The organism is Deinococcus betulae (assembly GCF_020166395.1).
In the GTDB taxonomy this organism is placed as follows: domain Bacteria; phylum Deinococcota; class Deinococci; order Deinococcales; family Deinococcaceae; genus Deinococcus; species Deinococcus betulae.
On sequence record NZ_JAIQXU010000019.1, the window covers coordinates 93971 to 107602 of the forward strand.

Annotated in this window: 14 protein-coding genes and 3 tRNA genes; 10 read left to right on the forward strand and 7 right to left on the reverse strand. The window is 65.3% G+C overall.

The genetic code is table 11. The annotated features are described in order from the left end of the window. Positions 1–92: 92 nt before the first annotated feature. A complete protein-coding gene (metK, locus tag K7W42_RS14695) occupies positions 93–1304 on the reverse strand; it encodes a methionine adenosyltransferase (RefSeq protein ID WP_224575664.1) in 1212 nt (403 codons plus the stop codon). A gap of 224 nt (positions 1305–1528) precedes the next feature. Here metK and K7W42_RS14700 point away from each other — a divergent pair, with 224 nt between their 5' ends. The 5 genes from K7W42_RS14700 (at position 1529) to argR (ending at position 6002) form a co-directional block, all read left to right on the forward strand. After that, entirely contained in the window at positions 1529–2218 is a 690-nt protein-coding gene (locus K7W42_RS14700) for a winged helix-turn-helix domain-containing protein (protein ID WP_157458843.1), read from the forward strand. Further along, positions 2215–3177: a sensor histidine kinase gene (locus tag K7W42_RS14705; RefSeq protein WP_224575665.1), complete on the forward strand. Its 963-nt coding sequence runs from the start codon at positions 2215–2217 to the stop codon at positions 3175–3177. Before K7W42_RS14700 ends, K7W42_RS14705 begins: the two co-directional genes overlap by 4 nt. Positions 3178–3382: 205 nt before the next feature. Further along, positions 3383–4027 (forward strand): phosphate signaling complex protein PhoU, encoded by a 645-nt coding sequence (gene phoU, locus K7W42_RS14710; RefSeq protein WP_157458844.1) that lies wholly within the window; start codon positions 3383–3385, stop codon positions 4025–4027. 207 nt (positions 4028–4234) lie between these two features. Then, a complete protein-coding gene (gene coaBC / locus K7W42_RS14715) occupies positions 4235–5488 on the forward strand; it encodes a bifunctional phosphopantothenoylcysteine decarboxylase/phosphopantothenate--cysteine ligase CoaBC (RefSeq protein WP_224575666.1) in 1254 nt (417 codons plus the stop codon). A gap of 43 nt (positions 5489–5531) precedes the next feature. Further along, the gene (gene argR, locus K7W42_RS14720; protein ID WP_224575667.1) at positions 5532–6002 is read left to right on the forward strand and encodes an arginine repressor; all 471 of its coding nucleotides are present in this window, start codon (positions 5532–5534) and stop codon (positions 6000–6002) included. 65 nt (positions 6003–6067) lie between these two features. Here the strand turns inward: argR and K7W42_RS14725 are convergent, their stop codons facing one another. From K7W42_RS14725 to mqnP, 6 genes are all read right to left on the reverse strand, one after another. Then, positions 6068–7648 carry a sensor histidine kinase gene (locus K7W42_RS14725; protein ID WP_224575668.1) on the reverse strand — a complete coding sequence of 527 codons (1581 nt, stop codon included), beginning with the start codon at positions 7646–7648 and terminating at the stop codon, positions 6068–6070. Between the two features lie 111 nt (positions 7649–7759). After that, positions 7760–8437: a response regulator transcription factor gene (locus tag K7W42_RS14730; protein ID WP_010887388.1), complete on the reverse strand. Its 678-nt coding sequence runs from the start codon at positions 8435–8437 to the stop codon at positions 7760–7762. Positions 8438–8482: 45 nt separating this feature from the next. Beyond that, entirely contained in the window at positions 8483–9073 is a 591-nt protein-coding gene (locus K7W42_RS14735) for an adenylate/guanylate cyclase domain-containing protein (protein ID WP_224575669.1), read from the reverse strand. A 328-nt stretch (positions 9074–9401) separates the two neighbouring features. Next, positions 9402–9779: a hypothetical protein gene (locus K7W42_RS14740; protein WP_224575670.1), complete on the reverse strand. Its 378-nt coding sequence runs from the start codon at positions 9777–9779 to the stop codon at positions 9402–9404. A 192-nt stretch (positions 9780–9971) separates the two neighbouring features. Continuing rightward, the gene (locus K7W42_RS14745) at positions 9972–10259 is read right to left on the reverse strand and encodes a hypothetical protein (RefSeq protein ID WP_224575671.1); all 288 of its coding nucleotides are present in this window, start codon (positions 10257–10259) and stop codon (positions 9972–9974) included. Then, entirely contained in the window at positions 10241–11128 is an 888-nt protein-coding gene (gene mqnP / locus K7W42_RS14750) for a menaquinone biosynthesis prenyltransferase MqnP (protein ID WP_224575672.1), read from the reverse strand. Before mqnP ends, K7W42_RS14745 begins: the two co-directional genes overlap by 19 nt. 69 nt (positions 11129–11197) lie before the next feature. Between mqnP and K7W42_RS14755 the strand changes: the two genes are divergently transcribed. From K7W42_RS14755 to K7W42_RS14775, 5 genes are all read left to right on the forward strand, one after another. Further along, positions 11198–11274 (forward strand) — tRNA-Pro (locus tag K7W42_RS14755). Positions 11275–11315: 41 nt separating this feature from the next. Then, a tRNA-Gly gene (locus tag K7W42_RS14760) sits at positions 11316–11389 on the forward strand. 27 nt (positions 11390–11416) lie between these two features. After that, positions 11417–11493, forward strand: a tRNA-Arg gene (locus K7W42_RS14765). Positions 11494–11664: 171 nt separating this feature from the next. After that, the gene (locus tag K7W42_RS14770; RefSeq protein ID WP_224575673.1) at positions 11665–12024 is read left to right on the forward strand and encodes a hypothetical protein; all 360 of its coding nucleotides are present in this window, start codon (positions 11665–11667) and stop codon (positions 12022–12024) included. Between the two features lie 301 nt (positions 12025–12325). Continuing rightward, on the forward strand, positions 12326–13435 hold the full coding sequence (locus tag K7W42_RS14775; protein WP_224575675.1) for a nitric oxide synthase oxygenase: 1110 nt from the start codon (positions 12326–12328) through the stop codon (positions 13433–13435). Positions 13436–13632: the final 197 nt, after the last annotated feature.

The following is a 13632-nucleotide window of genomic DNA, read 5'->3' on the forward strand; positions in this document are numbered from 1 at the left end:
AGAGGCGACAGCCGTTGCCTCCGCAGCGACCAGAACCCCAAACGAGAAGGAGGCTGAAAGCATTGCGCTCCCAGCCTCCGCTACCACCCGGTTTAGCCTTGCGCAGCGGCCTTCAGCGCCTCGGCCTTGTGGGTGCCTTCCCAGGGGAACTCGGCGCGGCCAAAGTGACCGTAAGCCGCCGTCTGCGCGTAGATGGGACGGCGCAGGTCCAGCTCAGCAATGATGGCCTGGGGGCGGGCGTCAAAGTGCCTCCCCACCAGTTCGGCCAGGCGCTCGTCGCTCACGGTGCCGGTGCCGTAGGTGTCCACCCGCAGGCTGACCGGATGCGCGCGGCCAATCGCGTAGGCGACCTCCACCAGCGCCCGGCGCGCCAGCCCCGCCGCCACAATGTTCTTGGCGATAAAGCGGGCGTAGTAGGCGGCGCTGCGGTCCACCTTGGTGGGGTCCTTGCCGGAAAAGGCGCCGCCGCCGTGCGGCACGGCCCCGCCGTAGGTGTCCACGATGATCTTGCGCCCGGTCAGGCCGGTGTCGCCGTGCGGCCCGCCAATCACAAAGCGCCCCGACGGGTTGATGAAGTATTTGGTGTCATCAGTCAGCAACTCGGCGGGAATGACGGCCCCGATGACATGTTCAAGCATGTCGGCGCGAATCTGCTCCTGGGTCACGTCCTCGCTGTGCTGGGTGCTGATCACCACGGTGTCCACCAGGGTCAGGCCCGCCTCGTGCGGCTCGCCGTCACGCACCACGGTCACCTGCGCCTTGGCGTCGGGACGCAGGTAGGGCAGGGTGCCCGCCTTGCGCAGTTCAGCCAGGCGCCGCGTCAGCCGGTGCGCCAGCGAGACCGGCAGCGGCATCAGCTCCGGGGTCTCGTCGGTGGCGTAGCCGAACATCAGGCCCTGGTCACCGGCCCCCACCTCGGAGTGAGCGTTCTCGGGGCGGGCGCGCTCGTCGTCCGTCATGCCGCGCCACTCTTCACTGTGGTTCACGCCGCCCGCAATCTCGGGACTCTGTTCGTGCAGGCTGACCAGCACCGCGCTGTATTCGGCGTCAAAGCCGTAGTTGGCGCGGGTGTAGCCCACCTTCATCACGGCGTCGCGGACGGTTTTTTGCACGTCCACCCTCGCGTGCTTGGCCGTCACTTCGCCCGCCACCACGGCCATGCCGGTGGTCAGCAGGGTTTCGACGGCCACGCGGCTGCCGGGTTCCTGGCGCAGAAACTCGTCGAGAATGCTGTCCGAGATGAAGTCGGCCAGCTTGTCGGGGTGCCCTTCGGACACCGATTCCGAGGTGTAGTACTTCCGCATAGTTGCTCCTTGCGCGTGGGAGGGCGTCTCACAGAACCACCTGGAGAGGGATGTCGCTGCGGTTCCCATACGGCCGGGCCCAGACTCTCCGCGTTCCGGCGACCGGCCTGTGCAGCGTAACCCACCGTTCCGGGGCGCGGAAAGGACAGCCGCCCGCCCCTGTCCAGTCCGGCTGACCCGCGCGCCTGACATCCGCCTGACGTGGCCGGTCAGAATGAAAGGCAATGAGCCACGTCGTTGTCATCGAGGACGAGGGAACGGTACGCGACGTTCTGCGCTTTCACCTGGAGCGGGCCGGGCTGCGCGTCACGGCCCTGGACTCGGTGGCCGGGGCCCTGGCCGCCCTGCCGGAAGCCGACGCCCTGGTGCTGGACTGGATGCTGCCCGGCGAGAGCGGCCTGAGTTTCTTGCGGCGGGTGCGCGCCGACGCCGAACTGCGCCGCCTGCCGGTGCTGATGCTGACCGCCCGCGCCGCCGAGGCCGAGCGGGTCGAGGGCCTGGAATCAGGGGCCGACGACTACCTGACCAAGCCCTTTTCAGCAGCAGAACTGGTGGCACGGGTGCGCGCGCTGCTGCGGCGCAGTCAGCCGGACGTGCCGCCCCTGATGACCAACGGGCCGCTGAGCGTGGACATGAGCGCCGCCGAGGCGCGCCTGGGGGGCCAGCGCCTGAACCTCACGCGGCGCGAATTTGACCTGCTGGCCTTTTTTACCCAGCATGTGGGCCGGGTCTACGCGCGCACCGAGCTGCTGGACCGGGTGTGGGGCGCGGACTTTCTGGGCGGGGAGCGCACGGTGGACCAGCACGTCACGCAGTTGCGTGCCCACCTGAACGATGACCCCGGCAAACCCGGCTTTCTGGAAACCGTGCGCGGCAAGGGCTACCGCATGCGCCCCTGGACGGAAACCCCGTGACGGGCGCGGAGGGCCTGGCCGCCGGGCCCGTCACAGACCGCTGGATTGACGCCCTGCCCCAGGCGGTGCTGCTGACCCAGGGCGGGCAGGTTACGCGGGTGAACGCCGCCGCCTCGCGGCTGTGGGGGCTGTCCCAGGACCGGGCCCAGGGACGTCCGGTGCTGGAGGTCGTGCGCCGCCACACCCTGGAAACCCTGCTGGAACGCGGCGGCGAGCTGGAACTGGAGGTCTCGGGGCGCACCCTGCGCTGCCAGGCCACCCGCGACGGCAGCAGCGGCGCCCTGATTGTGGAGGACGTGACTGACCACCGCCGCCGCGAGGCCGAACTGCGCGAGGCCACCGCCGTCCTGTCGCACGAATTCCGTACGCCCGTGGCGGCGCTGCGCGGGGTGCTTGAAGCCCTGGAATACGACATGCCGCGCGACCTCTCGCAAAATTTTGTGCGCCAGGGACTGCAAGAAACCGAGCGGCTGGCCCGGCTGGTCGAGGACCTGGCGGTGGGGTTCCGGCCCACGCGGGCCCGGACCCTGCCCCTGAGCGAAGCGTTTGCCCGCGCCGAGCGGCTGCTGTCGGCAGAACTAACTGCCCGGCGCGCCGCCGTGACCTTTGGGCAGGACTTTCTGGTGCGTGCCGACCCTGACAAGCTGCTTCAGGTGCTCCTCAACCTCGTGGAAAACGCCCTGAAGTACGGCCCGGCCGGTCAGCCGCTGCAGGTGCTGACCGCCGAGCGGGGCACCTGGATCGAGGTGAGCGTGCTGGACGGCGGCCCGCCTATCGCCGACACCGAGAGCCTGTTCGGGGCGCACACCCGCGGCCCGTCAGCCACTGGCCAGGGCAGCGGCATGGGCCTGTACATCGTGCGCTCGATTGTGCACGGCTGGGGCGGGCAGGCCTGGGCCGAACGCCAGGGCAGCCAGAATGCCTTTTGCTTCACGCTGCCGGGCGTGGGGGGCCTGTAAGCCGGCAGGCCCCCGGCTGACATCCCCCTGACACCTGCCCCGCTGCCGGGTGCTAGGGTCGCTCTCATCAGGGGTCAGACGGACTTCACCGTTTCTGCACACGCCTCAACCGGAGTCCGTCTCAGAGCACCCTCCTTCCGTCCCCTTGGCCCCTTGTCCGGCACCCCACCCGAGTCTCTGCCCCCACCTCCCCGAGGAGTTCCCGATGCGCGAAGCCCTGGAAAACGATTTACGTGCCGTTCTGAACGGCGCCCTCAATATGCTGGGCACCGTCGAGCAGATGCTGCCGGTGGCCGGCGACGTGCTGCTGCGCGAGCAGGTCGAGCGCCTAGGCGAGGTCAAGGCCCTGGACCGCGAGGTGGACGCCCAGGAAGCGCAAATTGAGGCCGAGTGCCTGCGGATTATCGCGCTGCACCAGCCGGTGGCCCGCGACCTGCGCATGGTGGCCCTGATTCTCAAGAGCCTCAGCGACATCGAGCGCATGGGGGACTACGTGGTGCATGTGGCCGAAGACGGCGCCGAGCTGGCCCAGGCCCCGGCCCTCAAACGCTACGTGAACCTTTCGCGGATGCTGGACCGCCTGGGTGAAATGAGCCAGAACCTGCGCACCGCCATCGCCGACCGCGATGTGAGCCGCGCCGAGGCGACCGTGCAGATGGACGACGAGGTGGACGACCTCTACGAGCAGATTCAGCGCGAACTGGTCACCTACATGCTTGAAGACCCCCGCAATATCAGCAAGGCCCTGATGTTAATGCGCGTGGGCCGCAGCTTGGAGCGGGTGGGCGACCACATGGAAAATATCGCTGAGCGCGTGCGCTACTGGGTGACCGGCCAGCGCGAGGGGTAAGACTCGATGTGAAGACTTCTGGCATGTTTCCGGCCAGAGAGGCAAGGGGAATGTCGGGCCGTTGAGCTGGCAACGCGCCGGAGGCAGCGAACATCCGCTCTCCTTTCCTCTTCCAGAATGGAACGGAATTCTGAGAAGAACCCGGCTGACCGGGCGGCTGCCAGGCTTGAGCGGCGGCCCCTTGCCGATCCTTTACACTTTGCCCTGATGAGCGAACAGGCGCCGGACGTACTTGTGATTGTGGGAGGCAGCGTGGCCGCCGTGAAGGCCCCAGCGGTCCTGCGCAGGCTGCGTGAGCGGGGCGCCCACGTCCGCGTGATCGCCACGCGCGCCGCCCTGAGCTTTACCACCGAGCTGGCCCTCAGCACCGCTGCTGCGGGCCCGGTGGGCACGGATGAGCACTGGTTCGAGGCCCGCCCGGACGCCCTGCACCTGCACAGCGCGAAGGTGGACGCCGCTGTGGTGGTGGGCGCCACCGCCGACCTGCTGGCCGGCGCCGCCCACGGTCACGCAGGTAGCCTAGCGCTGGCGACCCTGCTGAGCGTGCGCGCGCCCGTGATATGGGTGCCCGCCATGAATGAGGCCATGTGGACCCACCCGGCGGTGCAGGCCAACGCGGCGCAGTTGCGCGGCTGGGGCCACGCCTTCCTGGGGCCAGCCGTGGGCGCATTCGGCACCCAGGGCGAAGGGTCGGGCCTGGGTCGCATGAGCGAACCGGAGGACATTGCCGGGGCTGTGCTGGCGCTGCGGCCCAGGACAGGCAACGCTCAGCCCGGAGGCGTGATGCCCCCCTCCCCTTCCCTCTGCGACCTCGCAGGCCGCCAGGTGGTGGTCTCCGCTGGTCCTACGCGCGAGTACCTGGACCCGGTGCGCTTTATCAGCAATCCCAGCAGCGGCAAGATGGGCTTTGCCGTGGCCGAGGCCGCGCGGGACCGGGGCGCCCAGGTGACCCTGGTGACCGGGCCGGTCAACCTCCCTGACCCAGCAGGGCTGAAGGTGGTACGCATTGAGTCGGCGCTGGAATTGCGGGACGCCGTGGTCGCGGCCGCCCAGACCGCTGACCTCGTGGTCATGACCGCCGCCGTGGCCGACTACCGGGCTGCCGCCCCCAGCGGCGAAAAACAGGCGAAAGTTGCTGGCGACGTGACCATCCACCTGACCCCCAACCCCGACATCCTGGCCGAGTTGGGGCGGGACAAGGGGCGCCGGGTGTTGGTGGGCTTTGCCATGGAAACGCACGCTGGGGTGGAGCGGGCCGCCGGTAAGGCGCAGCGCAAGAACGCCGACTTTATCCTGCTGAATTACCCCACGCGCGAGGGGACGGCGTTCGGCGGCGACGACAATCAGGTAACCCTGGTGCGGCCAGACGGCCGCCACGAGGACTGGCCCCGCCTCAGCAAGCGCGAGGTGGCCGAGCAGCTCCTGACCGAGGCCGTTCGGCTGCTGCCCCCCACCCCATAGGCCCCGATTGCATAATGGAATGAATATTCATAGCATGTGAGGAATGGCAGGCGCGCTCAGCAAGGAACAACGGCAAAAACGCATTCAGGACATCATCGCCCGCGAGAGCGTCAGCACCCAGGGCGATCTGGTCGAGCGCCTGCGCGCCGAGGGCATCCGGGTCACGCAGGCCACCGTCAGCCGCGACATCAACGAGCTGCGCCTGGTGCGCCTGCCGGTGGGCAAGGGCCGCCACCGCTACGCCCTGGCGCAGACCGCTGGCCACACGGGCGCCGAGGAAGAACTGGCTCGCCTCTTTCAGAACTTCGTGCATGACGTGGACCGGGGCGAGAACATGCTGGTTATCCGCACCGCCGAAGGCCACGCCAGCGGGGTGGCCCTGCTGCTGGACCGCGTGCGCCGCGACGATATCGTGGGCACCATTGCCGGTGAGGACACCATTTTTGTGGTGGCCCGCACCACAGGAGACGCCGAGAACATCATGGAAGAGTTCCACGCGCTGATGCTGGGGTAAGGAGGGGGTGGGACGTAGGACACATCAGGAAGTTTGCTTTTCCCACAGCCTACGTCCCACACCCCTCACGGCACGTCGTCCTCGTCCAGCACCGGTACATTGCCAATCGGCAGCTGCACATGCGCGGTGGTGCCCTGGCCGGGTTCGCTTTCCAGCCAGATGCGCCCGCCGTGGGCGTCCACGATGCCGCGCGCAATGCTCAGGCCCAGGCCCGCGCCGCCCTGGTCGCGGCTGCGGCTGTCTTCCAAGCGGTAAAAGCGGTCAAACAGGCGCTCCAGCTGATCGGCGGGGATGCCAGGCCCGTTGTCCTGCACACTCAGGCGCACCTCGCCCGCCACCTGCGCGCTGCGCAGGGTAATCGTCTGGGCGCCGGCTTTCAGGGCGTTACTGACCAGGTTAATCATGACCTGCTTGAGGCGGTCGGGGTCACCCTCGAAGGTCACGTCCTCGCCCACGGCCGTCAGGGTGGTCTGCTGGGCCTGGGCCAGCGGCGCCAGTTCCCGCGTGATGTCCGAGAGAAACAGGGCGGCCAGGATCGGCTGACGGCTGAGCACCAGCGCGCCGCTGTCCGAACGGGCCAGTTGCAGCAGGCTGGCAATCAGGTTGGTCAGCCGCGCCGATTCACTTTGAATGATGCGCAGGCTCTCGGCCTGCTGCCCTGTGGGGTTGGTGCGCCGCAGCAGATACCCGGCGTGGCCGCTGATGGCCGTCACGGGCGTACGCAGCTCGTGGCTGGCGTCACTGGTAAAGCGGCGCTGCGCCTCGAAGCTGCCTTCCAGGCGGCCCAGCATGGCGTTCAGGGCGCGGGCCAGCGACTCGACCTCATCGCCTGTCGTGGGCACTGGCACCCGGTCAGTCAGGTTCTGACCGCCAATGCGCTCGGCGGCGCGCTGGACCCGGCGCAGAGGTTGAAGCGCCTGCCCCGCCAGGGCGTAGGCGCCCGTGCCCGCCGTGACCAGACCGACACCAAACAGCAGCAGCATGACGTTTTTCAGCTGGTCCAGCAGGTGCTGCACGGTGCTCAGGTTGCGGCCCACATAGACCAGACGCAGGCCCACCGCAGTCGCCGGGTCTTGCAACTTGGCCGGCTCCCCCACAGTCAGTTCCGGCGCCTGAAACGGCACGAGCAGCACCAGCAGCCGCATCAGGGTGGGCTGAACGTTGGCCGCCACTGCCACGGAGCGGTTCAGCGTCAGGCGGCCATCCGGCGAGTTGATCAGCCGTTCTAACTCTGCCTGCGACAGCTCGATGGGGCGTTGGGTGTCTACTGCCAGAGAACGGCGGGTGGCCTGGCGCAGGGCGTCGATGGACAGAAACAACTGGTCTTTCTGTTGAGGCGTATTCGCAGCGGCCAGTTCGTCCAGCAGCGACTGCTGGCTGTAAAAAGTCAGTTCCTCGACCGCCAGACTGTAGTTTGAAAAGGAATACCGGGTGGCCAACTTGGCCTCATCCAGCGGATTGACCTGAGAATCCAGCGGCAATCGGGGCGCGACCGGCACAAACTGCTCGTAGGTGGAGTTGAGGTCCCGGTCAATGCTGCCAATCAGGCTTACGCGCATTACATAGAGCGTGATGATGCCCACGGCAGTCAGCAAGAAAGTCAGCAGCGCCGTATAGAACAGCGTGAGCCGCCAGCGCAGGGTCACGGGCGACTCCGGGAAGAGGCGGCACTCATGTCAGGCAGTCTAGCGGCGCCGTTCGTGAGAGCAGGCCTCCAGGCCAACAGCGCCGGGAGACCGCAGCTGCCAGGCAATGTTTTACTCCTCGCGCAGCACATACCCCACGCCGCGCACCGTGTGAATCAGGCGGCGCTCGCCACCTTCTTCCAGCTTGCGGCGCAGATAGCCGATGTACACGTCCACCACGTTGCTGCCGCCTGTGTATTCCGGCCAGACTTTTTCCTCGATTTCAAAGCGCGAAAACACCTTGCCAGGGTTGCGGGCCAGCAGTTCCAGCAACTCAAATTCCTTGGCTGACAGTTCAACGCGCCGCCCACCCCGGAAGATTTCGCGGCCGTCCAGGTTCATCACCAGGTCGGCCACGCGCACCTCACCCGTCACGGCCGGGTTGACGCGCCTCAGGTGGGCACGAACGCGGGCCAGCAGCTCTTCAATGGAAAACGGCTTGATGAGATAATCATCGGCGCCAGAATCCAGACCCTCGACCTTGTCCTGAATACCGTCTTTGGCGGTCAGAATGATGATGGGTGTATTGCTCGTCTTGCGGATGCGGCGGGCCACTTCCAGGCCGTCCAGCACCGGCAGCATCAGGTCCAGAATCACCAGGTCGGGGTTGACCTCACGAAATTTAGACAGGCCTGTGACGCCGTCAAAGGCGACTTCAGTGGCGTAACCTTCGGCAGCCAATTCAAGTTCTATGAAGCGTGCAATGTCCTTCTCGTCCTCAATGACCAGTACCAGGGGCTTGCGTTCCATGCGGCCAGTCTAGGGAGCGCTCTCATGAGAAGCCCGCCCACGCGCTTAATCAACTTTCATGCGGCTTTCGTCGGCAGAAAGGTCCAGTAGGTGGTGCGCGCTGCACTGGGTACCAAAGCCAGCCAGCGCCAGCGGCGCGCAGGGCCAGGTGAGATGTTGGGGCAGGCGGCTGCTGACCCCATCGCAAATCAGGGTGTCGCCGGGGCGCGCGGCGTCACAGAGGCGCTTGGCGTAGTTGACAGGCAGACCGTAAGCACTGAGTTGCCCACCCACCATGCCCATCAACACCGGCCCAGCCGAGACCCCAGCACGAAGATGGAGTTGCACCCCCAGCTGACCAGCCAGATTCAGGCGGGAGGCGCGGCGGTGCGCGTCCTGTGCGGCGGCGCACGCCTGGCCAGCGTGCTGTGCAGGCCACCACGCCAGCACCGCGTCACCCTGATGCTGCAGCACCTGGCCCCCACGGGCCTCAAAACTCAGCAGCATCACCTGCACGAACTCCTGCATGAGAGCCATGTAATGGGACAGGGTCAGCTGCTGGGCCAGTGCGGTGCTGCCCACGAGGTCCACCAGCACGATACAGGCGGCGACAGTGTCGTCTTGGGGACCGGGGAGGGGCAGCAGGAGGTCAGGCATAAGAGAGCGGCCTTTATGATGCCTGAAGACAGGTCAGAAAGGAAGGTGAGATTGAATCAAAGTCGCGGGAACTCAGACATATAAAATCTCACAATGAGGCCACGTCCATTATAGCTAGACGGATGTAAAAAAGAAGGACTCTCAAAGCCTTCTCTCTGCTGCAGCCGACCGATTGACCAGTTCATAAAGAGTGCGAGGCCCACTACTACCGAAGGAAGATTGGTACCGAGATAATCCAGTCAGGACTCACCGTGCCGAGCGAGGACAGCGCCTTATAGAACTTAACAGGACGCTCGTAGCACGCTCTTGACGCAATGAACTCCCAACCTCAGGGCGGGCCCACGAGAAAGCCGTGCAGGGGTGGCAGGGTGCGGAAGGCCAGCCATTCGCCAGGTTGCGCGCTGATTGGTGTGTTAAGCGTGGCCAGCACCAGCGGCAGCCGGGCCTGGACCACCAGCACGCCGCGCTGGGCCCATAACACCTCGCCCTGTCCTTCCACAGCGGATACGCCCAGCACCTGCAAGCTCTCTGAGTGGGAGCTGGCCGGCAACACCTGGGTGTGATGTGGGTCCAGCACCCCATGCACCACAAGGTGCGCTGGCCCTGGGCGCGCGGCATACGGCCCGCTCCGGTCAAAAAGGTACAGGACCCTGCCACCTACCGCGAACTCCAGCAGGGGACTGCCCTCGCGCTGTGGGTACAGCATGCCTGACGCCGCGTAGGCAGCGAACCGCGCGCCGAATTCCCGTTCTGACGTTTCGAGCGTCACCCCTGACCTCTGGAGGATGAGCGCCGGGCCCAGCAATGCTCCGGGCGCCCACGAGTCAGCCTGACAGTGAGTGTCACCGCCCAGCTCTGCCCGCCATCTACCACAGGGTCGTGGACCATTCTGGGCATTCTACTGGGCTGCCCGTAGGCTCAGCCACTCCAGGTCCGGGCGGGGCGCGCCAGCCTGGTCCAGCAGGGCGTCGGCACGTTCCAGCGCAAAGGTGCCCTCAACTTCACGCTGCACATGAATCAGCACCAGGCCGTGCAGGCGCTCCAGCACGGCCCAGACCAGACTGTCGGGCACGGCCCTATCCCGCGCCCGCGCCAGCAGGGTGGCAGCCAGGCGCTCATCGCCGCCGACAAACGCCTGGGCCGCGTCCAGGGGAATCCAGCTGAGGCTCAGGTCAGGGTGCGCCACGTCACGTCCAGAATGACACCGGCCAGCATGGTCAGGGCCAGCCACATGTTGGCGTCAAAAAAGGCCACGTTCACGCGCGCCAGGTCCTGCGGATTCACGATGCGGTGTTCGTACAGCAGAATGCCGCCCATCACCAGCGCCGCCAGGTAGTACCACACACTCGCGCCCGTGACCGCACCGACCACCAGGAGCAGGGCAAATGTCAGACCGTGGCTGAGGGCCGCGATGCGCAGCGCCCTAGGAATCCCAAAGCGGGCCGGAATACTGCGAATACCGTTGGCCACATCGAAATCGCGGTCCATCGTGGCGTAGATCACGTCCAGACCAATCATCCAGAAAATCACCACGGCCCACAGCACCCAGGCCGGCGGCGCAAACTCCCCGGTCACGGCAATCCAGCCGCCCGCCGCCGCCGCACCGTCGGTCACGCCCAGCCAGGCGTGGCACAGCCAGGTAAAGCGCTTGGTGTAGGGATAACCAATCAGGAAGATGACGGCGACAGGCATCAGGGCCAGGCACAGCGGATTGAGCTGCGCGGCGGCAAAAGCCATGAGGCCCAGACTGACCAGCACTAGCGCCCAGGCCTGCGCAGGTTTGACCTTGCCGCTGGGCACTTCACGCCCGGCCGTGCGCGGATTGCGGGCGTCGATGTAGCGGTCAATCACCCGGTTGGCACCCATCGCGGCGGTGCGGGCCGCCGCCATCGCCACGGTGACCCACAACAGAACCTCCCAGCCAGGCCACCCGCTCCCGCGCGTTTGCATGCTGGCCAGGAGCATCCCGGCGTAGGCAAACGGCAGGGCAAATACCGTGTGCTCGAATTTCACCAGGTCCAGGTAGGTTTTTACGCGGGCTGCGCCATCACTCACGACCACGCAGCATAGCGCGCACAGAGGCGGGCGGCTTTCTGCTATAGTGCCCCCTGCGCGTGGATGGTTCGAGGCGTAGCGCAGGCCGGTAGCGCACTTGGTTTGGGACCAAGGGGTCGCAGGTTCGAATCCTGTCGCCTCGACCATGCAGCCCAGTGACCCTGTCTTGGGCACCTCCACGCGCCGTGCGGGATTGGTGTAGTGGTAGCACAGCAGCCTTCCAAGCTTCTGGCCTCGGTTCGAATCCGTGATCCCGCTCCAAACTGGCCCCCGTTCAGGGGGCTTTTTGCGCTCTTAGCTCAGTTGGATAGAGCAACCGCCTTCTAAGCGGTCGGTCCCGTGTTCGAGTCACGGAGAGCGCGCCACATCCAGACCCCTGCCCAGGCCCGGCGCAGGGGTTTTGACTGTACTTACCAGAGTAGCTCCACAAAAACAATGGGGGTTTTTGGGTAGAGATTGGCCTCACAATTGGGGACTTATGCCTGCGGTAGACAAAGATGACCATCCCCTTCCCATATCTCTCTAACTAAAAATGTATGTTGCATGAGTTCCAGAACTCTGCTATTAAGAGAATTGTGAACAAAGTAACGTTAGCTCTGGCCGCAACCGCTGCGCTGGCTCTCTCGGCCTGCGCCCCCAAGTACACCGCTGCTACTGCCAAACCGGTGAGCGACCTCAGCTGCGCAGAAATGAAAGACGAGCAGGTCAAACTGGCCAGCATCCGGTCTGAAGCCCAAAGCAAGAAAGGCATCAGCAAGGAAAACGTCTTCTGGGCTGTCTTTTTCTGGCCCGGCGCCGTAGTGAACGAACTGGACAACAGAGAAGTCATTGAGAAGGTGGACGCCCGAAGCGCAGAACTCACCAAGGGTCAGTCGGCCAAGAACTGCGCACCTTAAGGCGAAGCGGTTTGCGTTTGGGGTAGGGCTGATAACGGTCGGCAATAGAGATTCTCTACAAACCAGCACACCGACTCAGAAGAAAGATTGCCGTTCACAACCAGCAAGTGAATGGCAATCGAGGAATGGGCTGCTCCCAACTCATACGGCAAACCCGATAGTGAGCACTTCCCACTTCTATATTCCTCTCTTATCTTCGGTCCACTTCTCTCGGCTGGCCCGCGTTTAACCTGTCCTGAATCTCTCCCTGGGCTGCAGCTCAGGGACATTTTGCGTGATCAGGGGGGGCAGCATGGGCAGAATGTCAGCCCCTCGTCGCCTCATTCCCCCGTCGCCTGCGCTGCAGGATGCCCTGGACTTTCTGGAGCTGTACCATGCCGAGACAGGCACGCCGGGTCTAACGACGCGCCGGCGGCAGGTGCTGACCACCGGGACCATCACGCTCAGCACAGATGAACTGGCCCACGGCGCACGTGTGGCTTGGCGCAACAGCACGCGCTGCGTAGGCCGCCTGCCCTGGGCGGCTCTCAACGTGCGTGACCTGCGGCATGTGACCCAGGCGCCGCAGGTCTTCGCCACGCTGTGCGACCACTTGCGAACGGCGTTTAACGGCGGGCGTATCCAGCCGCTTATGAGTGTCTTCGGGCCAGGCGTGCGGATTCACAATGACCAGTTGCTGCGCTACGCCGGGTACCGACAAAGCGACGGCTCGGTGGTCGGCGATCCTCAAAACGTTGCCCTCACCGAGCATCTACTGCGACTGGGTTGGGCCGGCGGCCCCGGCACCCCTTTTGACCTCCTACCACTGGCCATTGAGGCTGAGGGCCAGGTGACCCTCTTTGACCTGCCAGCCGATGCGGTGCAGGAGGTAACGATCACCCACCCAGATCACCCGGCTATAGAGGCGCTGGGGCTCCGGTGGCCTGCTCTGCCGGTCATCAGCAATATGACCCTGGACGTTGCTGGGCAGCAGTTCACGTGTGCGCCATTTAATGGCTGGTACCTACAGACTGAAATTGCAGCGCGCAATCTGGCCGACGAAGGCCGGTATAACCAGCTGCCTGTGGTGGCGCGTGCGCTGGGCCTAGACACCACGTGGCGGCGTTCGCTGTGGCTAGACCGCGCTCTGTTGGAGCTGAACGTGGCCACCCTGCATTCTTTTGACCTGGCGGGTGTGCGTCTGGCTGACCACCACAGCGTCACCCGGCAATTTCAGGCCTTTGAGGCAGCAGAAGCCCGTGCGGGGCGCCCAGTCCGGGGGCTCTGGTCGTGGTTAATTCCGCCGCTTTCGCCCGCCACCACGCCGGTGTGGCATCAGCAATACGACGACACTCAAGTAAAGCCTAACTTCACGGCGCAGCGACCGGCCTGGCAAGAGGACCTGCGGCGCTGCCCTTTTCATAGCGGATAACAGCAAAATACAGAGTGCCTGAGAGGTAATCTCCCAGGCGCTGTGGCACTCGTGAAGTGGCGCAGCAAATCCCTACATGGCGACAGCTCTCAAGGTGATAGCCACCAACACAACGCGCACAACTGAAGAAAGCGCCCCAAACCGAAGTCTGGGGCGCTCTATTTGAACGCATCTGGTAGATGTGACGTGACCTATAG

Excerpts from the sequence above, each read along its gene's own strand:
- K7W42_RS14775 (WP_224575675.1), top strand. The coding sequence starts at position 12,326 with ATGTCAGCCCCTCGTCGCCTCATTCCCCCGTCGCCTGCGCTGCAGGAT.
- coaBC (WP_224575666.1), top strand. The coding sequence starts at position 4,235 with ATGAGCGAACAGGCGCCGGACGTACTTGTGATTGTGGGAGGCAGCGTG.
- K7W42_RS14700 (WP_157458843.1), top strand. The coding sequence starts at position 1,529 with ATGAGCCACGTCGTTGTCATCGAGGACGAGGGAACGGTACGCGACGTT.
- metK (WP_224575664.1), bottom strand. The coding sequence starts at position 1,304 with ATGCGGAAGTACTACACCTCGGAATCGGTGTCCGAAGGGCACCCCGAC.
- K7W42_RS14740 (WP_224575670.1), bottom strand. The coding sequence starts at position 9,779 with ATGCTGTACCCACAGCGCGAGGGCAGTCCCCTGCTGGAGTTCGCGGTA.
- argR (WP_224575667.1), top strand. The coding sequence starts at position 5,532 with ATGGCAGGCGCGCTCAGCAAGGAACAACGGCAAAAACGCATTCAGGAC.
- K7W42_RS14770 (WP_224575673.1), top strand. The coding sequence starts at position 11,665 with ATGTTGCATGAGTTCCAGAACTCTGCTATTAAGAGAATTGTGAACAAA.
- phoU (WP_157458844.1), top strand. The coding sequence starts at position 3,383 with ATGCGCGAAGCCCTGGAAAACGATTTACGTGCCGTTCTGAACGGCGCC.
- K7W42_RS14735 (WP_224575669.1), bottom strand. The coding sequence starts at position 9,073 with ATGCCTGACCTCCTGCTGCCCCTCCCCGGTCCCCAAGACGACACTGTC.
- K7W42_RS14730 (WP_010887388.1), bottom strand. The coding sequence starts at position 8,437 with ATGGAACGCAAGCCCCTGGTACTGGTCATTGAGGACGAGAAGGACATT.